We start from the raw sequence: 23,513 nt of genomic DNA, 5'->3' as shown, positions 1-23,513 counted from the left end.
GGCTATTCTAAAAAAGGATAGCCATTTTTATTAGAAACAAGATCGTGGAACCCTTTTTATTATATGTAAAACAATATGAAGTTATGGATCAATATTTCTTTACTATCAAAATCATCTAGCCAGTTATTTTTTGATATTAATCATATATCAATCTAGAGTAAACACCAACAAACCATACAATTATTACACAAATTCCGTAATCTCTTTTAAAAGTTTATTTCTATTTTTACCAAACACACATCTTGTTACTAGTAATCCATATACCCAATATTTAGTAATGTTTAAAGGACTTTCTAATAGTTAGTTGTTCTAGTATTAGAAGCCTACTTGTAAATATCATATGGTAAGATTTTTATTACCCCTATTTTTATTATTGAGTCTATTTCAATTATCTGCCCAGTCAGTAAATGATTATAGAACCAATGGTTTGGATGGTAACTGGACTAATGTTGCTATCTGGGAAGTTTTTAATGGTACCACCTGGGTACCTGCTACAAACTATCCTGGTCAGGTAGCTGGCACCAACGATATATCTATCATTGGAAATTCTGAAGTAACTATCAATTCTACTATTCCAAATAGTTTTAATTCGCTTTCTATTGGTCCTGGAACAATGTTCGTAGATGCAGATTCTAGTTTAGACACACCTTTAATTACATTAAACACAGGAGGAATAGCCGAATGGACTAGTAACAATACTGATTTAGCACTTCCTGCTAATGCTTCTATAGTTATTAATGGAGGTAATTTAGTTGAAGACAGTCCTTGTAACGCTACCAAAACTATCACAATAGGAACTTCTGTTTTTGCTTCTTGTAATGGCGGTGGTGGTGGCGTGGATTATGATTTTGGTGATATAAATAATAATGGAGGAACTCTAAATGTAAGTCCTACTTCTAATGGACCTTTATGTGTAGGGCAAACATTAAATTTATTTGCCAATCCAGGAGGTGCTGGTAGTAGTGGTGCTACTTTTAGTTGGTCTGGAACAGGGCCTGGTGGATATTCTTTTAGTTCTACTTTACAAGATCCTACAGAAAGTAGTATTACCGCCATAGGAACATATACGTATACGGTAACAATTACCGACAGCTTTTCTAATAGCATTTCAGAATCTATAGATGTAGTGGTGAATGGAGCACCAAATCCTCCGGTAAGTGGAGGCAATCAAACGGTTTGTTTTGGTATTAGCGGAACACTTACTGCTACTGTTGGAGCAGGTGAAACTGTAGACTGGTACAATGCAGCTACTGGAGGAACCCTTTTATTAGCAGGCAATACAAGCTATTCTACATCTGTAGCAGGCAGTTATTATGCAGAAACGAGGAATACAACCTCTGGTTGTGTTAGTACAAGTAGAGTTGGTGTTATTTTATCCAACAAATCTTGTACAGTTATTACCAATAGAAGAATTACTTATAGAGTAAATCCAGGAGTAACAGGACCCACTGGAACTCCTACAACCGATATGGTAATCAATTTCTTTGATGATGGTCAGAATGGTTCTGGGAATCCTTTCCAATTACAAGTAAGAAATGCTACAAGTGTTGGATTTAATTATCAAATATGGTTACAAAATGTTCCTTATGCCAGTATCCCAGGACTTACACTAGGAGATCATACGGTAAATACCATCAATAATGGTAATGGAACTTTTAGTTATCTTTTTACCAGTACTTCTCCTATTTCAGCATTTGCTTCCAGAGCTATTACTGGTTCTGGCGGAGCTCCATCTCCTTTGGGTATAGGTGCAGCATGCGGTTGTGTAAGTTTTTTTAAATTGTAGTTTGGTTTTGGTTATAATTCTATAATTTAGATTTTATAAAACCACCATAACATTGCATCATCTTATTTCCATTATAGAACCTATAATCAAATGGGGCACTACTCCCAAACTTAACATCCCTAATGGAGAACTTGCTCTTAAACAAGCATTAATTTCCTTATATCAAGAGTACTTAGCCATAGCAGGTAAAACTCCAGTAGATGAAAAAGACTATCCTGATCCACCAGATTTTAATTTCGAAAAAATATCGAATACTATTAGATCCAATTTTCCAAAATTAGGTTTCTATCAGATGATTTTAGATCCTTTTGAAATGACAAAACCTGATACGGGATTAGGTGATGCTAATGATGATCTATCGGATATTATCAAGGATTTGATGGAAGTTCAATGGAGATTTAAAAATACTAGCGAACAGGATGCCTTATGGTATTTTGAGTTTATTATGCGTAATCATTCCGAAAGGCATATTGTTAATCTTTTAAAAACCTTAAAAGATTTAGAGGAAGAATTATAATGTAGATAATTACTTATACTTCATCATCTCTTCTTACTCCTAAATTTTTATCTTTGATCAAATAACACTTGAGTAAATATCAACGTGTTATTATAAGCTTATTTTTTATCTAGAGACTAGTCTCTGAAAATTAAAATCTCTATCATAGGGTAAATAAAATTCACATGTCAGAATACATATTACTGCTAGTTGCAGTTATTGCCATTATCATTGGTTTTTTTATTGGTAAATACGTTTCGTCGCTTAAAAACAAAAGCGATCAGAGTGCCCTTAACGAACGTAGCAATCAGTTGCAATTACAACTAGAAGAAACCAAAAAAACAGCTACGCAGCAGTTAGAACTTACCAAACAACAGCAACAAATTCAAAAAGAAGCCTTAGAAAAGCAGCTTTCTGAAATCGGTAAAGAACGTGATGAAATTAGAAGAGAAAAAGAATTTTTAAACACAGAACTCACCAGACGTAATACCGAATTCGAAAACCTACAACTCAAAAATCAAGAACAAAAAGGAGAAGTAGAAAAACTACAAGAGAAATTCACGAAAGAGTTTGAAAACCTAGCAAACAAAATATTAGATGAGAAATCTAATAAGTTTACAGAGCAGAATAAAGAAAACATCAAAAACATCTTAAATCCGCTACAGGAAAAGATAAATACTTTCGAGAAAAAGGTAGAGCAAACACATAAAGAAAGTATCGACTACCATGCTGCTTTACGCCAACAAATACTAGGGCTTAAAGATCTTAACGAACAAATGAGTAAAGAGGCAACCAATCTTACCAAAGCCTTAAAAGGTGATAGTAAGATGCAAGGAAATTGGGGAGAATTAGTATTAGAACGAGTTTTAGAAAAATCTGGATTAGAAAAAGACCGAGAGTATTTTGTACAACAAAGTTTTACTACAGCAGAAGGACAGCGAGTATTGCCAGATGTGGTAATTCATCTGCCTGATAACAAAAAAATGATAATTGATTCTAAAGTGACATTGACCGCTTATGAGCGTTATGTAAATGAAGATGATGAAACTCTCAGAAATACGTATCTAAAAGAACATATTACCTCTTTAAAACGTCATATTGATCAACTTGCCGAAAAAAATTATCAAGATCTTTATGATATCGAATCCCCTGATTTTGTATTACTTTTTGTACCTATTGAACCAGCATTTGCCATCGCCATCAATGAAGATAACAAATTATACAATCAGGCGTTTGAAAAGAATATCGTTATTGTTACTCCTTCTACCCTACTAGCTACTCTTCGTACTATTGATACTATGTGGAATAACGAGAAACAACAACGTAATGCGATAGAAATTGCAAGACAGGCTGGAGCGCTTTATGATAAGTTCGAAGGTCTTATGAAAGATCTTACCGGAGTTGGTAAAAAGATTGATGATGCCAAAAAAGACTATGCATCTGCAATGAATAAATTAGTTGAAGGAAGAGGTAACTTGATCACTAGTGTTGAAAAACTAAAAAAGATGGGAGCTAAAGCTAAGAAATCATTGCCAGAAGCAATTATCAAAAGAGCTTCCGAAGACAACGAAATGTAATTAAAAATGATAGACTCAAATACCACTCAGGTGATGATACAATTATTAATGGGCTTAGTATATGCTATTCCTTCCTTACTATTTATCATCATAAGCATTTACTATTTATTAAAAATGGGCTCCCAAATAGACGGAACGCTAATTTTAATTGGAAACGTCATAATATTTCTATCTGTTATAATTGGACAAATAGCATTTGTACAGTTTGCTTTTTATCAAAAATGGGAACACACAAGCTATTCCTATATATCTACTGGAATTAGCATATTTTCCTTTATAGGACGTGTACTATTTGCTGTGGGTATATTCTTGCTCATTAAAAAAATGATCAAACAAAAGAATTCGAACTCATGAAAAGTAAAAACACACACATCTTTACATTTCTTTTTGGGCTTATTGTTAACCTTGGGATATCGCAAGAACTATATTTCCCAGAAAGAGGAAATTGGGAAGAAAAAAGTCCATCAGAATTTAATATAAATTCAGCTAAACTAAATGAAGCCATCGCTTATGCAGAAGCAAATGAGTATTCTGGATCTAAAGATTTGCGAATTGCCATCTTAAAAGGATTTGAGCGCGAACCTTATCATCAAATACTTGGACCTACAAAAAAGAGAGGTACGCCAGCTGGTTTGATTTTAAAAAACGGATATATTATTGCCAAGTGGGGAGATACTGATCGTGTAGATATGACATTTAGTGTAACGAAAAGTTACCTTTCTACAATCGCAGGCTTAGCCATAGATGCAAAACTAATTAGCTCTGTTGACGATCTCACTTATAAATATGTATGGGATCATACGTTTGATGGATCTCATAATAAAAAAATAAGTTGGCGACATTTATTAACACAATCATCAGACTGGTCTGGACAGTTATGGGGCGGATATGATTGGGCTGATCGTCCTCCAAATACTGGAGGTATAGATGATTGGAAATATAGAAAATTAAATGATCCAGGAACCGTATTTGAATACAATGATGTACGAGTAAATGTATTAGCCTACTCATTACTTAATGTTTGGCGAAAGCCGTTACCCCAAATCCTTAAAAAACACATTATGGATCCAATTGGAGCATCTTCCACTTGGAGATGGTATGGATATGATAATTCATGGGCAACCATAGATGGTATGCAGATGCAATCTGTAAGCGGTGGCGGTCATTCTGGTGGTGGTTTATTTATTAATACATTAGATCATGCACGTTTTGGATTACTATTTATGAATAATGGTATCTGGAAAGAGAAGCAATTGATTTCTAAAAAATGGATACAAGCAGCAATACAACCTTCTAGTGCCAATAACAATTACGGATTTATGTGGTGGTTAAATAAAAAAGGAAGTCGCCATTGGCAAGGATTGCCAGAACACCTGTATTATGCCGCTGGTTTCGGAGGTAATTTTATAGTAATCGATCAAGAACAAAACCTTGTCATTGTAACTAGGTGGTTGGAACCCAAGTATATTGATGAATTTGTAACTAAAGTTTACGAATCATTTTAAAAAAAATTACATCTATATTTGTAATAACTTAAAACTTCAACACATGGCATCTTTTTCTCTTATTTCTAAAAAAAGTAATGTAAAGATACTTTTGCTTTTGTCTTTCCTAAGTATTACGAGTTGTACAAAAGATGGAGATAATCTTGTTTTTGTTCCGACAGAAATTGAAAGTATTTCTCCAACTAGTGGACCTGGAGACACCGAAGTAACAATTAGCGGTATTTCTTTTGGCACGAATCCTAATGCTGTTTCAGTATTTTTTAATGATGTTGAGGCCATTGTTAATTCGGTTACAGAAACAGAGATCACTGCCATTGTTCCCAGAGGAGCTCAAACAGGTACTGTTCGTGTTGTTCTTAATGGAGAAAACGTAATGGGCCCTGAGTTTACATATGTAATCACTTCTGCTCAAGTGTCTACATTGATAAGAAGTGAAATGCCTGGAGATATGGATGGTCCTGTGGCACAAGCAAGTTTTTCTGCATTATGGGGATTATTAACCGATGAAGAAGGATCCGTATTCATATCAGATTATGGTAATAACAAAATAAGAAAAATCGATACTGATAATATTGTAAGCACAGTTACTGGGATGACTGGTGTAATTGGAGACATGGATGGTACATTTACAGAAGCTACCTTTAATAATCCTAGAAGTATGGCCATGGACTCTCAGGGAAATATTGTTGTATCTGATTTAGCAGCCCAAAAGATTAGAAGAATAAATCTTTCTTCTGAAACAGTAGAAACTATTGCTGGTACAGGAGATGTAGGATTGGTGAACGGTGATGGTAGTATAGCCCAATTTGCCCAACCCATAGGAGTTGTTATAGATAATTCAGATAATATTTATATAAGTGAATTAGGAAATGCTACTATTCGGAGAATAGCACCTGATAATACAGTAAGTACTTTAGTCGGAACAGGCGTAGCAGGCTTTGTAGACGGACCCGCAGACACTGCACTGATCAGTTTTACAGCTGGTATGGCAATTGCAGCTAATGGCGATATTGTTTTTGCCGATGCCGGAAATCACAGTGTAAGAAGAGTTACAGCTCAAGGAGTAGTTTCTACTATCGCCGGAACAGGAACCACTGGAGATGTTAATGGCGAAGGTGATATTGCTCAATTTGCAAGTCCACTAGATGTGGCTGTCGATTCTCAAGGAAATATTTTTGTCGTTGATTTTGGAAATCAAAAAATTAAAAGAATTGACACCGATGGTATTGTAACTACCTACGCTGGAACTGGAGAAATTGGATTTATGGATGGAATTCCTTCTATTGCCACTTTTAATAACCCTAGAAACTTATTCATAGATGAAAATGATGTGATCTATATAGGTACAGATGATGCCATACGAATAATCACACCAGAATTCTAGAGCTACTTTTATACACAAATGAAAAAAATTCTTTTAATTATTATTGCCGCCATTGTAGTACTTTTTGCTGCATGGTATGCCTCGGTTTATTATGCAACTTATAGCGAAGGTGTGCGAAGTGGAGAACTGATTAAATTTAGCAATAAAGGTGTTTTATTTAAAACCTGGGAAGGAGAAATAAGCCAAGGAATATCTGGTGCACAAATATTCAGTTTTTCGGTAGAGGACCAAAATAAAGAAGTGATCAAAAAACTCGAAGAATACCAAGGACGATATGTAAAACTAAAGTATAAGGAACGTTTTGCTAAGGTCTCGTGGTTAGGAGACTCTAAATACTTTGTGATCGATGTAGAAGAAGAAGAATCACCACATTTTAGAAATAAGTAATTATACATGAAGAAATATAAAGCAGCAAAAGAATCCAGAGTGGTCATCTCAGAATTGATGCTACCTTCGCATTCCAATTTTAGTGGTAAAATTCACGGTGGTTATATTCTTTCTTTAATGGACCAGATTGCCTTTGCTTGTGGATCAAAACATTCTGAAGCGTATTGTGTAACAGCCAGTGTAGATAAGGTAGATTTTAGAAAACCTATCGAAGTTGGAGAGTTAGTTACTATGAAAGCCTCTATAAATCATGTAGGTACTACCTCTATGGTGGTTGGTGTTCGTGTAGAAGCAGAAAACATTATGACTGGTAAAGTAAAACATTGTAATTCTAGCTACTTTACCATGGTTGCAAAAAATGACGAAGGAAAAAGTATTACGGTCCCTGGATTGATTTTGGAAAACGAGACCGCAGTGCGTCGTTTTGTAAGAAGTATTATCAGAAAAGAAGATGCAAGTGCGAGAAAAGACCGATTTAAAGCTTCTGAATTTAGATTAGAAGATCATATACAATTGTTAAAAGAATACAATATACAATTAGCATTATAATTTATTCTAGAAGTCTGCGTTAGTGCTATCAGAGAATACCATGATGTACTCTTAAGAATTTTGCTATATTTAAGAAAAATTGAAAACTATGAAATCCCCAACTTTACTATTACTGTGCGCATTTACGATGATTCTAATAAGTTGTAGCAGTAGTGATGATGGAACTACTGAACCAGATGTAGTTATCGATCCAGATCCGATTCCAGAACAAACTTCTACCTATATAGGTCATGTAAAAACGATTATAGATTCCAATTGTTTAGAGTGCCATGGATCCCCATTACAAAATTCGGCACCAATGGAATTAGTTACCTTTCAGCAAGTAGTAAACGCAGTAAATGATAGAAATTTATTTAGTTTTATAAATACCACAAATGCTTTTAATGTAATGCCACCTTCTGATGAAGGAGGAAGAATGCCACAAGCTACCATCGATATTGTTGAAGATTGGATTGCAGATGGGCTTTTAGAACAATAGTCCTATTTTACTATACTAGAAATTGAAATAGATCTGGCTTATCGTTAAGATAATCTCCAAAAAAATTATGCTCTTTCATTCTCGCAATTAGAGGTTGAAGATCCTTTTTATCTTTAAGTTCAATTCCTACTACTGCAGGACCATTTTCTCTACTTGATTTTTTGGAGTATTCGAAATGAGTGATGTCATCATTGGGACCTAATATTTCTCCAACAAACTGTTTTAAGGCACCAGCTCTTTGTGGAAAGCGAACTATAAAATAGTGTTTCAAATCTGCATATAACAATGCTCTTTCCTTAATTTCCGCAGTTCGTGTAATATCATTATTACTACCACTAACAATACACACTACATTTTTACCTTTGATTTTATCTTTATAAGTTTCTAAAGCAGCTAAAGTAAGAGCGCCTGCAGGTTCTACTACGATTGCATCCCTATTATACAAATCCAAAATTGTTTGACATACCAATCCTTCAGGAACAGTTATCATATCTGACAAATAAGATTTACATATATCAAAATTTAAATCTCCAACCTTTTGCACTGCAGCACCATCAATAAACTTATCAATATCTACGATCTCAGTATTTTTATTTTCCTGAATAGATGTCAACATGGATGGAGCTCCTTTAGGCTCTACTCCAATAATTTTTGTTTTAGGTGATAGCGCTTTCATAGCACCACATAAGCCAGATGCCAATCCACCTCCTCCAACAGCTACAAAAATGTAATCAATAGGATGATCTACCTGCTTAAAAATTTCCAAACCAATAGTTCCTTGACCTTCTATAGTTTTAGGATCATCAAAAGGATGTACAAACGTCTTCCCTTGTGTTTTACAGATATCTCTAGCTGCTTTGGAGGCATCATCAAAAGTATCACCTTCTAAAACTATTTCCACCTGATCTCCACCAAACATTTGTGTCTGTTCAATCTTTTGTTTTGGTGTTACAGATGGCATATAAACGGTTCCCTCGATTCCTAAATGATGACAAGCAAAAGCAACACCTTGCGCATGATTACCAGCGCTAGCACATACAACCCCTTTAGCCAATTGCTCTTTGGTTAATGAGCTAATTTTATTAAAAGCTCCTCTAATTTTATAAGACCGTACCCTTTGTAGATCTTCTCTTTTTAATAAAATATTGGCATCATATTTCTTTGAGTATCGTATACTATTCATTAGGGGAGTAACCATAGAGACCTCCTTAATAGTGGAGGCCGCTTTTTGGATATCTTCTAATTCCGGAAAATATGTGGTTACTTCAGTATCCATATTCATTCTTTACATAGTAATAATTCATCTGCCAGTCTGAGTCCATCAAAGATTACACAATACACATCTCAAAAAAACTTCAACAGACCCAGCTAGACAAATAAACTTTATATTATACTATTGGCTTCATCGCAGTCATCGAAGCTCTTAGTCTCGAACCGACAACTTCAATTGGATGATTTCTCAAAGCAGTATTTACTTCTATTAATTTAGCATTATCTACACCGTTGTTTTTACCAGCGTCAAAAGCCTTTCCTATAACATCGGTATCAATCTTTTTCATGAAATCTGCCAACAATGGCTTACACGCATGATCAAATAAATAGCATCCATACTCGGCAGTATCAGAAATCACTCGATTCATTTCAAATAATTTCTTACGAGCTATTGTATTGGCAATTAATGGAGTTTCATGTAAAGACTCATAATAAGCGGACTCTTCAATAATACCAGAAGAAGTCATGGCTTCAAAAGCTAACTCTACTCCTGCTCTTACCATAGCTACCATCAATACTCCATTATCGTAATATTCTTGTTCAGAAATCTCAACATCTCCAGCTGGTGTTTTTTCAAAAGCTGTTTCTCCTGTCTCTGCTCTCCATGACAATAGGTTTTTATCTCCGTTTGCCCAATCTTCCATCATTGTTTTAGAAAAATGACCTCCAATGATATCATCCATATGTTTTTGGAATAACGGACGCATAATATCTTTTAACTCTTCTGAAAGTTCAAATGCTTTTATTTTTGAAGGATTTGATAGTCTATCCATCATATTGGTAATTCCACCATATTTTAACCCTTCGGTAATAGTTTCCCAACCATATTGAATCAATTTTGAAGCATATCCAGGATCAATTCCTTTTTCTACCATCTTATCAAAACAAAGAATAGATCCCGTTTGTAAAAGTCCACATAAAATGGTTTGTTCTCCCATTAAGTCCGACTTTACTTCAGCTACAAATGATGATTCTAAGACTCCTGCTCTATCACCACCTGTTCCTACAGCATACGCTTTTGCTTGATCTAAGCCATGTCCTTGTGGATCGTTTTCAGGGTGTACTGCGATTAAGGTTGGTACTCCAAATCCTCTTTTATATTCTTCTCTTACCTCAGAACCAGGACATTTTGGTGCTACCATAATCACCGTTAGATCTTCTCTAACCTTCATTCCCTCTTCTACAATATTAAATCCATGAGAATACGACAATGTAGCTCCTTCTTTCATTAAAGGCATTACTGTATTTACCACTTGAGTATGTTGCTTATCCGGTGTAAGGTTAATTACCACGTCTGCATTAGGCACTAATTCTTCATAAGTTCCTACTGTAAATCCATTCTCTGTAGCATTTTTATAAGACTGTCTTTGCTCTTTAATAGCCGCTTCTCTCAGTGTATATGAAATATCTAAACCAGAATCTCTCATATTTAATCCTTGATTCAGTCCTTGTGCTCCACATCCCACAATTACTATTTTCTTTCCTTTTAATGCATTTACTCCATCTGTAAACTCAGAAGAGTCCATAAATCTACATTTACCTAATTGTGTTAATTGATCTCTTAATGATAGCGTATTAAAATAATTTGCCATTTCCTTCTTAATTTGTGGTTACTTCCGTTCTCACGGAAATCTATTTAATTTTGATTTTTAGTTGTTTTATTTTTTGTGTGTATCCCGCTTGAGGCGGATCGGGCTATTCGTTATATCTTTTCTAATGGTTCCCTTCGAGAGCCTCAGGGCACCCCTAGAAAAGGATGCCACTGCTATCCCTTACACAGTTTCTTCTACAAATTCTTCTAATATAGATGATATATGCATTTTATCCTTAGTTACTGCTATTCTTCCAGATCGAACAAATTGCATTAATCCATAAGGTTCTAGTTGATCATATAATTTTTCGACTTCTTTACGTCTTCCTGTTTTTTCCAGAACAAAAAACTCTGGAGTCACTGTGACGATATTAGCATTACTTTCTTTAATCACATTTTGTATTTGTCGCTCCTCAAATAATAATTTTGAAGCAACTTTAAATAATGCTGTCTCCTGATAAATCGTTTCATCATCTTTATGATAAAACGCTTTGATAACTTCAATCTGCTTTTCGATCTGACCTACTAATTTCTTTACTTGTTCTTCAGTAATTTTTACAACAATAGTAAAACGAAATACATCTTTTATTTCAGATACAGAAGCGGTCATACTATCTAAATTAATATGACGTTTTAGGAAAATTGCAGAAATTCTATTCAACAATCCTATATTATTCTCAGTATATACTGATATGGTATAACACTCTCTCTCCATAACTAACATAATCTTATATCCGAAACCGACGCTCCTGTGGGTATCATAGGAAATACATTATTTTCTTTTTCTACACACACTTCTAAGAAATAAGGTTCTTCGGAAGCTATCATTTCTTTAATTGCACCTTGCAATTCTTCTCTTTTTGTTACTCTTTTAGCTGCAATATGATATCCTTTGGCAATAGTAATAAAATCAGGATTTACCATTTCTGTAGAGGCATATCGTTTATCAAAGAACAATTGTTGCCACTGACGCACCATTCCTAAGAAATCATTGTTTAACACTACAATTTTCACAGGTACTCTTGTCTGAAAAATGGTACCCAATTCTTGTATGGTCATTTGGTAACCTCCATCACCAATAATTGCCACCACTTCTCTATCTGGTGCTCCCATTTTAGCACCTATAGCTGCAGGCAAGGCAAATCCCATAGTTCCTAATCCTCCAGAGGTGACGTTACTTTTTGTTTTTACAAATTCTGCATATCGACAAGCGATCATCTGATGTTGCCCTACATCGGATACAATAACTGCATCACCTTTGGTTTCTTCATTAATTCCTCGCAATACTTCACCCATTGAAAGTCCTTCTTTAGAAGGATACAGCTCATCTTTAATGACTTTTTCGTATTCTACAGTATCAAAATCTTTGAATTCCTGCAACCAATTTTCATGGGTATTTGGCTCTATTAATGGTAGTATTTTAGCCAAGGTATTTTTAACATTACCCATTACAGCAACGTCTACTTCTACATTTTTATTAACCTCTGCCGGATCAATTTCGAAATGAATAATCTTTGCTTGTTTTGCGTAAGTTTCTAAATTACCTGTAACTCTATCATCGAATCGCATTCCGATAGCAACTAATAAGTCACATTCATTGGTAAGCTTATTAGGCCCATAATTTCCATGCATTCCTACCATTCCCACATTTAATGGATGAGCTGTTGGCAATGCCGACAGTCCTAAAATAGTCCAAGCGGCAGGGATTCCTGATTTTTCTACAAAATCTTTTAATTCTTCTTCAGCCTCTCCTAAAATCACTCCCTGACCAAAGACGATCATAGGTTTCTTAGCATTATTGATTAATTGAGCGGCTTGTTGTACTGTTTCTGGATCTGTTTCAGGAACGGGTTTATAGCTTCGTACACCTTTACACTTTTCATAGTTAAAATCCAGTTCACCAAACTGAGCGTCTTTTGTTATATCAATCAAAACAGGACCAGGACGACCTGAACGAGCGATATAAAATGCTTTGGCTAACACAGAAGGAATATCTTCAGCTTTGGTGACCTGATGATTCCATTTAGTGATTGGAGTAGAAATTCCTATAATATCCGTTTCCTGAAAAGCATCAGATCCTAATAAATGAGAACCTACCTGACCTGTAATACAAACCATAGGCGTCGAATCAATTTGCGCATCCGCAATTCCGGTAACAAAATTTGTAGCTCCCGGACCTGAAGTAGCAATTGCGACTCCGACTTTTCCACTAGTTCTTGCATACCCTTGTGCTGCATGCGTAGCACCTTGTTCATGTCTGGTAAGAACGTGATGTAATCTATCTTGAAACTTGTATAACTCATCATATACTGGCATAATTGCTCCACCAGGATATCCATAAATTAAATCTACACCTTCTGATAACAGACAATGTATTACTGCTTCAGCGCCTGTCATTCGACCAGAGGCTGTTTCAGTTTCTTTTTTTATTGTTTGCGTTTGTGTTTCCATTACGCTATATATTTTTCTTTCAGCTCGTACTGAAATGTTTTTTAGAATTCATCTGTTACGCAACCCTGCGATGCAGATGAAACTGTATTGGCATATTTATATAAAACTCCTTTTTTAAATTTCAACGGTGGTTGAACCCAAGCAGCTTTTCTTCTTTCTATTTCTTCTTCTTCGATAGCAACCGTAATAGAATTTGATTCAGCATCGATAGTGATCATATCACCATCTTCTACCAATGCAATCAAACCTCCTTCTTGTGCTTCGGGAGTAATATGACCTACAACAAAGCCATGTGTTCCTCCTGAGAATCTTCCGTCTGTAATCAATGCAACCTCTTTACCAAGGCCCGCTCCCATGATTGCCGCTGTTGGTTTTAACATTTCTGGCATTCCAGGACCTCCTTTAGGACCTTCGTACCTAATGACGACTACATCACCTTTTTGAACTTTTCCATCCCTAATACCATCATTCGCATCATACTCACTATCGAAAACTTTGGCTTTACCTGTAAAGCTCAAACCTTCTTTCCCAGTTATTTTTGCAACACATCCATCTTTCGCTAAGTTTCCAAACATGATTCTTAAATGTCCGGTTGCTTTAATAGGATTTTCTAATGGTTTTATCACATCTTGTCCTTCTTCTAAATCCGGAACGTCTAATAAGTTTTCTGCCAACGTTTTTCCAGTAACGGTCAAACAATCTCCATGTAATAACCCTTTCTTTAAAAGATATTTTAACACAGCAGGAATCCCTCCGATATCATGAACATCTTCCATTAGGTATTTTCCACTTGGTTTTAGATCTGCTAAGAATGGAGTTTCATCACTTATTCTTTGAAAATCTGCCAAGGTAAATTCTACATCTGCCGCTCTAGCAATGGCTAAAAAATGAAGTACAGCATTTGTTGAACCTCCTAAGATCGTTACCAGACGAACAGCATTTTCTAATGACTTTTTGGTAACGATATCCAAAGGTTTAATATCTTTTTCCAATAGCACTCGCATAGCTCTACCCGCAGCGATACTTTCTTCTTCCTTGTTTTTACTAATAGCAGGATTTGATGAATTATACGGAAGTGACATCCCCAAAGCTTCGATCGCTGATGCCATGGTATTTGCGGTATACATTCCTCCACAAGCTCCAGCACCAGGAATTGCTTTCTTAATAACACTTTTATATTCTGTGTTCTCCATCGTTCCGGCTACTTTTTCACCCCAAGCTTCAAATGCCGAAACAATATCTAGCTTTCGTCCTTCATGACATCCCGAAGCAATTGTACCTCCATATACCAAAATCGAAGGTCTATTTAAACGAATCATCGCCATTAATGCTCCAGGCATGTTCTTATCACATCCAACTACTGTTACCATTCCATCATAGGACATTGCCTGTACTACGGTTTCCATAGAATCCGCAATAACATCTCTAGACGGTAATGAAAAACGCATTCCTGGAGTTCCCATGGAAATTCCATCACTTACACCGATCGTATTAAAGATTAACCCAACCACATCTTCTTCTCTTGTGCCTTGTTTGACTAACTTGGCCAGGTCATTTAAGTGCATATTACAAGGATTTCCTTCATAACCTGTACTGGCAATACCAACTAATGGCTTATTAAAATCTTCATCGGTTAACCCAACCGCATGAAGCATGGCCTGCGCAGCTGGTTGGGTGTCGTCTTGTGTAACTCGTTTACTATATTTATTAATACTCATCCTTATCTGAATGTTATTTTTTTATCGATTTCTTATTTTTTTAACCTATTTATTAACATATTCTCATGTATCTAAATAAACCATAGTATAAAATTATTTCGTAATGACTAAACTGTTAAATTTAATTCAATAAGCTTACAACATCCAACCATTCACAAACCATCATTTTATACTGATTTACAGATACTTACACTTAATCTATTTACAATCACTACATATCATATTTTTATTTTTTTAGTTAAAAAAAATCCCTTCTAATAGTAGAAGGGATTTTTAAATTATATATTCATAACGCCCTTCTCACCCTGATATAATAATCACGATGTTGATAATAATTTGGACAATAATTACTTGTTGTAAATTCATTATTTTACTTTATTAATAGAACCGGTTTAAAACAGCTCATAAAAAAATCCCTTTACGAACGTAAAGGGATTTTAGTATAAGATTGTATCATATCATATCCCTTTACCAAGATGAAATAATCACCTCGATAATAATGACATTAATGATATTTAAATTTGTTTTTTTCATTTATGAGGCTAAATATAGTAAAATTTAATATTGAAAAACAAATAGTTACGAATAGAAATCTTTAGTCTAATTTAAATAAGTTATTCTTCATACAGTAAATTACAAGCCCTACTCTTGTTTTTACTTGCAATTTTTTAAACACTGCTTCTCTATAATTTTCTATGGTTTTAGGACTCAAATTCATCTCACCCGCGATATTCTTATACGTAAGTTCGGAACAAGCATACTTTAAAAAAGTCCATTCTCGATCGGTTAGTTTTTCAGCAAGGTTTTCAGTCGTTTTCGCATCTGCTTTTTCTGTATATTTTAGCGCAGTCTCTATCTTACTCGAATAATAAAACCCTTGTTCGATAACCATTTTCATGGCAAACTCGAAGTTTTCTGGATGGATATCCTTTAACAAATATCCTCTCGCTCCTGCCCTTAACATTTTGATGATAGTTTCTTCATCATCTTCCATAGTTAGCGCCAATACTTTTTGCTCAGGTTGGTTTTCTTTTAACCACTGCATGGTTTGTATACCATCCATCACAGGCATTTTCACATCTAGCAAGATGAGTTCTGGTTTTTTTCTTTTATGCAGATAATATTGTGTGAGTTCTTTTCCGTTTTTTAGAATAGCCAAAACCTCATATCCTTCGAGATTGGTTATAAGACTTTCTAGAGATTGAGCGAATAGAAGATGATCATCTACAATGACAACAGTCTTTTTCTTCATTTTCGATTTAATTTTATTATACCTTATCTTCTTCTTTAAATGGGTACTGCAAGGTAAGCAATACTCCTTTATTAGGCTCCGAAATACAGTCTAAAGTTGCATTTACCAAAGCTGCTCTACTTTTCATGTTTAATAATCCCGAATTAGCTTGTACAGATTCCATATCATACCCTACACCATCATCTTTGATAGTAATTGCTAAATCATCTGGCGAATACTCTAGTTTTACTAATAAATGAGAAGCCTCTGCATGCTTTATAGTATTAGAGAAAAACTCCTGAACAATACGATAGATGATAATTTCATCCTTAGGATTGATAAACAATTCTTCTCCAGTAACAATAAGCTCTGGAGTTAAAAAATTTAGTTTTTTAAATCGATCTAATTCTACCTGGATAGATTTTATTAGACCAATATTCTGTATTACTTCGTGATTGAGGGTTTTAGAAAGATTTCTGATTTCTTGTAGACTATCACCAACCAAACCTCGGATATCTTGCACGGAGTCTTTGATCTTTGGTTCTAAATTGGCACTTAAAATATTGATTTGCATTACAGCAGTAGATAACAACTGACCAATATTATCATGTAATTCCCAACTTACATTTTTTAGGGTTTGCTCTTGGATTTCTAGTTTAGAGTTTTGGAGTTCTTCATCAAAACGTTGTTTTGCTTTTAAACGTTCCAATAATAATTTATTCTTCCTCCTTTGAAAGGCTACAAAGAATACGATACCAAAAATCGCAAAGAATAAAATGATTACTGTAAAGTAAACTATGAGTAAGATCTGTTCCTTCTGTAAGATTTGTTCTTCTTGTAACATATAATAAATCCAATAGAGTAACAAGTATAAAGAAAAAAGATCGCAATTTTTAAAATAATATTACGAAGATGTATAAAATTAGGACTATCTAAATCATAATATTTATCATAAATAAACATAGGAGCTACCACGATATGAAAAATTATTGATCCTAAAGCAACATAAAAAGGAATTACCTTATAAAAGCTTAAAATTTTATCACTTTGTAAAATCTCAAAAAAATAAATAAAACCATTAATAAATATTAAAATAGTTCCAAAAACATATGTAAATGAAGATATTCTTACAAAATAGACATCAGAAAAAATCAAATTAATCACAGCACCCACAATATAGACTTTAACTAAGGTGCCTAATAAATTTCTGTACTTATTACTGTAAAAATTCGAGATCAGATAAAATGAGTAAAAAGAAAAGTTTAAAATAAAAAAGATATTATATAACCAATGATTTTCAAACCATTTAGTATCCTTTAAATGCTCTAACCATATTCCGTAATACATTAGACCAGGATACAATCCTACTAATTCAACTAAAAAGGTTAACCATAAGAAGTAAACAAAATACCGAGTAGATTTATCCACCCGGTGTTTATTAATATAATAAGTTCCAAACAAAGCTGCAACGAACTCAAAAATTATGTGTAAATAAAAAGGCATTTATTAATACTTATTTGGAGGCCATCCACTTGATCCGCCATTAAAAGCATCTATATCATAATTATTTTCATCATCTCCTCCATCTTTTCCTGCTCCAGGACGAGAACCTGTTGGCGCAAAGAATAAAGTAGAATACCCTCTTCCCATTTTACATTTTGATGGAGAGTACGCTCCCATGTACGCCCTAATTCCAGGGTTTTTAATCCCTTGTGCTTCCGATTCTTGTTTTACATATGCCACATATTCCTCTAACTCTGCAAGAGTCCAATGAAATTCATGTGCATCTTCAAATCCTAAACTTTTTTCAAGACTTTTACCTCTTTTACCACACCAGTTATTATGAAGCTCCTTAGCCTTCTCTACACTGATACACTTTTGGGGTTTTTGTACTTTTTTTGCCATAATATTTTGTTTAACGGGTTTATTAATGCTAATATATTCAAAAAACAAGATTATCCGCAAATACCCCTAACCTTTAGCAAACTTTGTTTACGGAAAAACCATAATTACAATATTTTGATTTTCAAATACTTAAACAGATACTATAAAATTCAAAAAAAATACACAAAGGGGGTTTTCCCCCTATATGTTACAGGTGGTTTTACCCCTATCAACAACCTATATAAACTTAACAAACTTATAATCAGATTAACTTATAGCATAAAAAACCAACAACACATATACGCAACTCTATTTAACCAGTTAATTATTATAAAACTTCAAATCGAATGGAAAATTAAAATATTAAATATTGTATTGAAGCAAATCTACCTAAAAAGACGACATTTTAAATTTTACACTTTCGCCTACCCTTTTTTGTGCAATAACATTTATTGACTCCTCTGATAATTGAAAAATTCTTGGATATCCACCCGTAGTTTGGCAGTCTCTCATTAAAACAATCAACCTGCCTGAAGGCGTTAATTGAACCGTACCTGGCAACACCGGAACCGAAATCATAGAAGTTAGATTATTCCCCACCTCTTCATTCAATGAAATAGCCATCCGACTACTCTCATTAGAAACAGTAAAATTCCCCCTTAAAATAGATGCCTTTCCGGTATCACTTAACAGATCATATTCAGGACCTGGATACACCTCTAAACCTTCTTGACCGAACCAATCATTTTCAATTTTCACAGAAGATAACGATGTTAAAAATCCACAATAACTACTATACGATATCTTATCAGTTTTAACAAACTTTTCTGAAGCTGTAATATTTTTATATTGCGACCTACTATTCAAAACACGATTCGTACAAAATCCATTTTTGATTCCTACATAACCAAAAACACCTTTTGATATATTTTTTAGCCTTAAAACATCTCCTTTATTTACTAATAAAGGTTGATTAAATTTTACAGGTTGATCATTCATATACGGATCACATATTACACCTGTGAGAACTATTACCGACTCTTCATAAAACTTTAAAATCGGCGGCATTATCATCCACTCTATAACCGCACAATTCTCATCATTCCCTAACAAAGCATTTGCTAACTTAAAAGATCTTTTATCCATAGCACCACTTTGTGGAACTCCATATTTTGAAAATCCGAAACGACCTCTATCCTGAATCGTCGTATACATCCCTGAAGATAAAATCTCTACCATGACTATTATAAATATTCAGGAATTAACTGATAATTTTTATTAACAATAGATAAACCTATATCGTTGTATTCATTTTCTTTTACCGATATAAACTTTATTCTATCACCTGGAGTAGCAAAGCAACAAGGATCCGAATTGACATCGAAAAAAGACAAAGGAGTTCTACCAATCACATGCCAACCACCAGGACTATTGAATGGATAAACTCCAGTTTGATTTCCACCAATCGCCACAGATCCTTTTTCTACAAAACGACTAGGATTCGATTTTCTTTGAGTTATCAATTTTTCATCAAGACCACTCAAATACAAAAATCCTGGTAAAAAACCGATAAAATGAATTGTATATAATGGAGTAGTGTGAAGCGAAATAATCTCATCAACACTCATTGATTTTTGATCAGCAAACGTAACGATTTCCGGACACACATTTTCATCATAGCAAACAGGTATATTCCACAAACGTTTTTTCACACTCTTTTTTAAAACTTCTTTAGAAACCAGTGATTTTAGTTCAAAAAACCTATCATAGATATTCTCTATAGTGGATACATATAAAATTAATAACGAGTTATATGATAAAATTACCTCAACAATTACTTTACCATAAAATTCCTCGATGGATTTTTTATAAAAAATCAACAAATTCAGCAAATTTTCATCAACTTTTGCATCGGTTTGAATCAAAATTGAATTCTCACTGTATTGTTTATAGTCAAATTTCACATCAGAATTCTTCATTTTAACACGTAATTTTTAGCTGTTAACTCCTTATATATATACTTCAAAATTTCAACAGATTTTGGATTATCACCATGCACACAAATTGTATCAAAAAAAACATCCACTTCTTCTCCACTGATTGTTTTTACTTTTTCTTCAGAAATCATTTTCCAAACATGATTAAAAACTTTTTCAGGATTTTTTATCACCGCACCAACTTCTGATCGCGACACCAATGTTAAATCATCATTATAATTCCTATCTGCAAAAACCTCATGTTTTATCTCAAAATCATCTTTGTAAAAATAAGAAATAACAGAATCTTTTGGCGATATTATTAATAAACTTTTATCTATATCTTTAACCGAATCAACAACAGCTTTAGCAATACCTTTGTTTTTTACAGCATCGTTATACAACGCTCCATGTGGTTTTACATGATGCAATATCGCACCTGCTTGTTCGGTAAACCTTTTAACTTTCAAAATTTGATCGGTCAATGTTTTAACCAAATCATCATGAGAAATTTTCATGGACACTCTTCCGAAATTTTCTCGATCAGGATATGAAGGATGTGCTCCAATTTTTACATTATACTGTATAGCTAAATCTATTGTTTTTTTTATCTCTTCGTCATCACCTGCATGCCCACCGCAAGCAACATTACACCACGAAATAAATGGCATAATTTGATCATCAAATCCTGCCCTTTCTCCCACATCTGCATTCAATAAAACTTTTTTCAAATTCTTACATTTTATAAAATTATTTCTTACAAATTTATTATCACTTTCCAAATACCTCTAAACCCTAAAAAGCAAGTAACACACACTATCAAAACACCCATTATATTTTGCAGTTTAGAATTCGTAAAATTCCCCAATAATTTTTTCTGATTCATTACCCATAAAAGAAAGATCGCTACGATAGGTAGTAAGACTCCATTTGCCACTTGAGCAAACTGAATAATGACAATAGATTTGATACCAAAAGATGAAAATAAAACGCCTAAAAAAAGGATAAACATCCAGACCATTCTAAAGCGTTTACTCTTCAATCCATCCTCCCATCCAAGACATCCTTTCACCACATATGCTGCTGCTAAAGGAGCTGTGATTGCAGATGTAATTCCAGCTGCAAACAACCCAAGCGATAGGACATATTTTGCCATTGACCCAAAAACAGGTTCTAACCCTTTTGCCAGATCAGCTGCATTATTTATCTCTGACTGCTGGATCGCTGCTCCTGCCACAATGATTGCCATCGAAACCAATCCTCCAAGTACTATTGCTACTACGGTATCCCTTCGTACTGCTGGTAAGTCATCCTTTGACTTCCATTTTTCGCTTACAATAGAGGCATGTAAAAACAGATTATAAGGAACCACAGTAGTACCTATTAATCCAACTATGGTCAGTATTTTATCGGAAGAGAGATCAGGGATAAACCCTTTTACCAAAGGAGATATGTCTGGTTTTGTTACCATTGCTGCGATAATGAATGCAAGACTCATGAACAGTACTAAAACGATAAGACTTCGCTCTAAAATCTTATAATTTCCTATATACAGCAGTAAAAAAGCGACAATTCCGATCAAAACACTGACATAGTTAAGCGGTATACTTCCAATCTGTATGGTAGGAGATCCTATGATCGTAGATACTCCAAGGACACCTCCACTAATGTTTCCTGCTTCATAAGCTGCATTTCCTATAAAAATTGCGGATAACATCAATGCAATGAGTATCCAACGAATAGCTTTATTTGCAAACTGAGACTTTACTACTTCACTCAACCCTTGTTGCGTTACCAGTCCTAATCGCGCAGACATTTCCTGTAAAATAATACAAGCTACAATCGATAATACCAAAGCCCAAAGCAAGGTAAATCCAAATTGTACTCCAGCCATTGTGCAGACCGTAACGGTACCCGGACCAATAAATGCAGCAGTTACTAAGGTACCTGGACCTATTTTAGGAAGCCATTTGATCATATAATTATGTATTAAAATGTTAGTAGGACAATGAACATTCGCTGAGAACATTCATGTATGTTTTTAGTGCTGTGTTACTAGTCTATTTTTGAAGCGCATAGATGGCAAAAGACCCTAGCCAATGACCTCCTTCATAACTATCTCCAACAAGGTTTGGTAATGAGTAGTTGACATGCTTATTTGCAATATTCACAAGATGTTCGTACTCTGGATATTGATTTGCTAAACCATACAAAACCCATGCTCTACTAAAATTAAGTCCATCTAAGTGTACAAGTTTACCATCTGTTCTATCCGAAACCTCTCCTACTGAAATATCAAAATCCTTGTTTTTAAGTTGTGGCATAAAATCTTGAACCCAAGCATCAAAAGATGATTTGGATAAAATCTTTCTCATAATATCGACCTCTTCTAAACAAGGAGACAAAAAATCATATCCACTAGGTTCCCAAACTATCGGACAAGAGATATCGTTTGTATAAAACTCTTTTGCTCTTTTGGTTATAGCTTCTTTTAGGAGTTGATGATCCAAAGCAACTGCATAATCGTAGGCAAATGACAATCCAAAAGCAGTATTCGTATGCTCTCCTACTCGTATTGGATATTTTAGTTTTGGTAGAAAATCGATATACCGTTGTATAATAAGATCGGTAAGCGGTTGTAAATTCGTTTCTAATTCTTTAGCTACAGGATCATCCCATGAATGAATTTCTTCTGCTAATTTTAGTAACCATGCCCAACCATATGTTCGCTCATAAGAAGTATTGTGTTTACCTTCAAAATAGACAACTTCTGCTTCAATATTCTTTTTAGAAATATTGGCTAAGAGATTTGTTTTAATATCTGCGGCGTTTTCGATATCTGGGAAAGATTTTAGCAACTTTACCAAGGACCAATGTCCGTGCACCGAAGAATGCCAATCAAAACAACCATAAAAAGCTGGGTGTAGTACACTAGGCTCTCCAATATCTTCTTTACCACCTATGGTTTGCCCTAATTTATTTGGGTATTCCGTATTGATACAAGCTAAAGGTAATTCTAATAAGGAAATCGCCTGTTTCTTAGTTAATTCTAAAGGTTTTTCAATAACTACTTTAATAGTATTCGATACTACCGTAGTAGGTTCTTTCACGGTTTTTTCGGATGAAGATTCAGAGGGATTACAAGCTAATATTAGTATTGAAAAAAATACTACAACTAATCGATTCATGTGACAATATTTTTAATTCTTGATCCCCTGATTATTGCAA

At 34.4% G+C, this 23,513-nt stretch carries 22 protein-coding genes; 9 read left to right on the top strand and 13 right to left on the bottom strand.

From position 1 onward, the window contains the following. The first annotated feature begins 340 nt into the window (after positions 1–340). From ACWNT5_RS15970 to ACWNT5_RS15930, 9 genes are all read left to right on the top strand, one after another. Complete coding sequence (locus ACWNT5_RS15970) at positions 341–1,786, top strand: immunoglobulin domain-containing protein (RefSeq protein ID WP_456517899.1); 1,446 nt, start codon at positions 341–343, stop codon at positions 1,784–1,786. A 52-nt stretch (positions 1,787–1,838) separates the two neighbouring features. Then, positions 1,839–2,303, top strand: coding sequence for a DUF5063 domain-containing protein (locus ACWNT5_RS15965; protein WP_456517898.1), 465 nt, complete (start codon positions 1,839–1,841; stop codon positions 2,301–2,303). A 164-nt stretch (positions 2,304–2,467) separates the two neighbouring features. Then, positions 2,468–3,859, top strand: a complete 1,392-nt coding sequence (gene rmuC, locus ACWNT5_RS15960; protein WP_456517897.1) for a DNA recombination protein RmuC — start codon at positions 2,468–2,470, stop codon at positions 3,857–3,859. A 6-nt stretch (positions 3,860–3,865) separates the two neighbouring features. Next, positions 3,866–4,213 carry a hypothetical protein gene (locus tag ACWNT5_RS15955; RefSeq protein WP_299607187.1) on the top strand — a complete coding sequence of 116 codons (348 nt, stop codon included), beginning with the start codon at positions 3,866–3,868 and terminating at the stop codon, positions 4,211–4,213. Further along, the gene (locus ACWNT5_RS15950; RefSeq protein ID WP_456517896.1) at positions 4,210–5,364 is read left to right on the top strand and encodes a serine hydrolase domain-containing protein; all 1,155 of its coding nucleotides are present in this window, start codon (positions 4,210–4,212) and stop codon (positions 5,362–5,364) included. Before ACWNT5_RS15955 ends, ACWNT5_RS15950 begins: the two co-directional genes overlap by 4 nt. 43 nt (positions 5,365–5,407) lie before the next feature. Next, a complete protein-coding gene (locus ACWNT5_RS15945) occupies positions 5,408–6,748 on the top strand; it encodes an IPT/TIG domain-containing protein (protein ID WP_456517895.1) in 1,341 nt (446 codons plus the stop codon). Positions 6,749–6,766: 18 nt separating this feature from the next. Further along, positions 6,767–7,135 carry a 6-phosphogluconate dehydrogenase gene (locus ACWNT5_RS15940; protein WP_456517894.1) on the top strand — a complete coding sequence of 123 codons (369 nt, stop codon included), beginning with the start codon at positions 6,767–6,769 and terminating at the stop codon, positions 7,133–7,135. A gap of 6 nt (positions 7,136–7,141) precedes the next feature. Next, positions 7,142–7,684 carry an acyl-CoA thioesterase gene (locus tag ACWNT5_RS15935; protein WP_456517893.1) on the top strand — a complete coding sequence of 181 codons (543 nt, stop codon included), beginning with the start codon at positions 7,142–7,144 and terminating at the stop codon, positions 7,682–7,684. 88 nt (positions 7,685–7,772) lie between these two features. Then, a complete protein-coding gene (locus tag ACWNT5_RS15930; RefSeq protein ID WP_299607179.1) occupies positions 7,773–8,162 on the top strand; it encodes a hypothetical protein in 390 nt (129 codons plus the stop codon). Positions 8,163–8,172: 10 nt separating this feature from the next. Here ACWNT5_RS15930 and ilvA read toward each other — a convergent pair whose 3' ends face one another. The 13 genes from ilvA to ACWNT5_RS15865 all read right to left on the bottom strand — a co-directional run bounded on the left by ilvA (position 8,173) and on the right by ACWNT5_RS15865 (position 23,473). Beyond that, entirely contained in the window at positions 8,173–9,438 is a 1,266-nt protein-coding gene (gene ilvA / locus ACWNT5_RS15925) for a threonine ammonia-lyase IlvA (RefSeq protein ID WP_299607177.1), read from the bottom strand. 112 nt (positions 9,439–9,550) lie between these two features. Beyond that, the gene (ilvC, locus tag ACWNT5_RS15920; RefSeq protein WP_299607175.1) at positions 9,551–11,026 is read right to left on the bottom strand and encodes a ketol-acid reductoisomerase; all 1,476 of its coding nucleotides are present in this window, start codon (positions 11,024–11,026) and stop codon (positions 9,551–9,553) included. A 180-nt stretch (positions 11,027–11,206) separates the two neighbouring features. After that, positions 11,207–11,740 (bottom strand): acetolactate synthase small subunit, encoded by a 534-nt coding sequence (ilvN, locus tag ACWNT5_RS15915; RefSeq protein WP_299607173.1) that lies wholly within the window; start codon positions 11,738–11,740, stop codon positions 11,207–11,209. 2 nt (positions 11,741–11,742) lie between these two features. Then, a complete protein-coding gene (ilvB, locus tag ACWNT5_RS15910; RefSeq protein ID WP_456517892.1) occupies positions 11,743–13,476 on the bottom strand; it encodes a biosynthetic-type acetolactate synthase large subunit in 1,734 nt (577 codons plus the stop codon). A gap of 41 nt (positions 13,477–13,517) precedes the next feature. After that, the gene (ilvD, locus tag ACWNT5_RS15905) at positions 13,518–15,194 is read right to left on the bottom strand and encodes a dihydroxy-acid dehydratase (RefSeq protein WP_299607170.1); all 1,677 of its coding nucleotides are present in this window, start codon (positions 15,192–15,194) and stop codon (positions 13,518–13,520) included. Between the two features lie 595 nt (positions 15,195–15,789). After that, positions 15,790–16,446, bottom strand: a complete 657-nt coding sequence (locus ACWNT5_RS15900; protein ID WP_456517891.1) for a response regulator — start codon at positions 16,444–16,446, stop codon at positions 15,790–15,792. A gap of 16 nt (positions 16,447–16,462) precedes the next feature. After that, on the bottom strand, positions 16,463–17,269 hold the full coding sequence (locus tag ACWNT5_RS15895; RefSeq protein ID WP_456517890.1) for a sensor histidine kinase: 807 nt from the start codon (positions 17,267–17,269) through the stop codon (positions 16,463–16,465). 662 nt (positions 17,270–17,931) lie between these two features. Then, positions 17,932–18,330 (bottom strand): hypothetical protein, encoded by a 399-nt coding sequence (locus ACWNT5_RS15890; RefSeq protein ID WP_456517889.1) that lies wholly within the window; start codon positions 18,328–18,330, stop codon positions 17,932–17,934. 369 nt (positions 18,331–18,699) lie between these two features. Continuing rightward, on the bottom strand, positions 18,700–19,548 hold the full coding sequence (locus ACWNT5_RS15885) for a 5-oxoprolinase subunit C family protein (protein ID WP_456517888.1): 849 nt from the start codon (positions 19,546–19,548) through the stop codon (positions 18,700–18,702). A gap of 5 nt (positions 19,549–19,553) precedes the next feature. Further along, positions 19,554–20,288, bottom strand: a complete 735-nt coding sequence (pxpB, locus tag ACWNT5_RS15880; RefSeq protein ID WP_456517887.1) for a 5-oxoprolinase subunit PxpB — start codon at positions 20,286–20,288, stop codon at positions 19,554–19,556. Continuing rightward, on the bottom strand, positions 20,285–21,016 hold the full coding sequence (pxpA, locus tag ACWNT5_RS15875; protein ID WP_456517886.1) for a 5-oxoprolinase subunit PxpA: 732 nt from the start codon (positions 21,014–21,016) through the stop codon (positions 20,285–20,287). Before pxpA ends, pxpB begins: the two co-directional genes overlap by 4 nt. A gap of 26 nt (positions 21,017–21,042) precedes the next feature. Beyond that, the gene (locus ACWNT5_RS15870; protein ID WP_456517916.1) at positions 21,043–22,263 is read right to left on the bottom strand and encodes an Nramp family divalent metal transporter; all 1,221 of its coding nucleotides are present in this window, start codon (positions 22,261–22,263) and stop codon (positions 21,043–21,045) included. A gap of 82 nt (positions 22,264–22,345) precedes the next feature. After that, a complete protein-coding gene (locus tag ACWNT5_RS15865; protein ID WP_456517885.1) occupies positions 22,346–23,473 on the bottom strand; it encodes a DUF2891 domain-containing protein in 1,128 nt (375 codons plus the stop codon). Between the last annotated feature and the right edge of the window lie 40 nt (positions 23,474–23,513).

Source organism: Aquimarina sp. 433, assembly GCF_054054605.1.
Note: the sequence above shows the minus strand (reverse complement) of the source record. Positions and strands in the feature narration are given on the sequence as shown.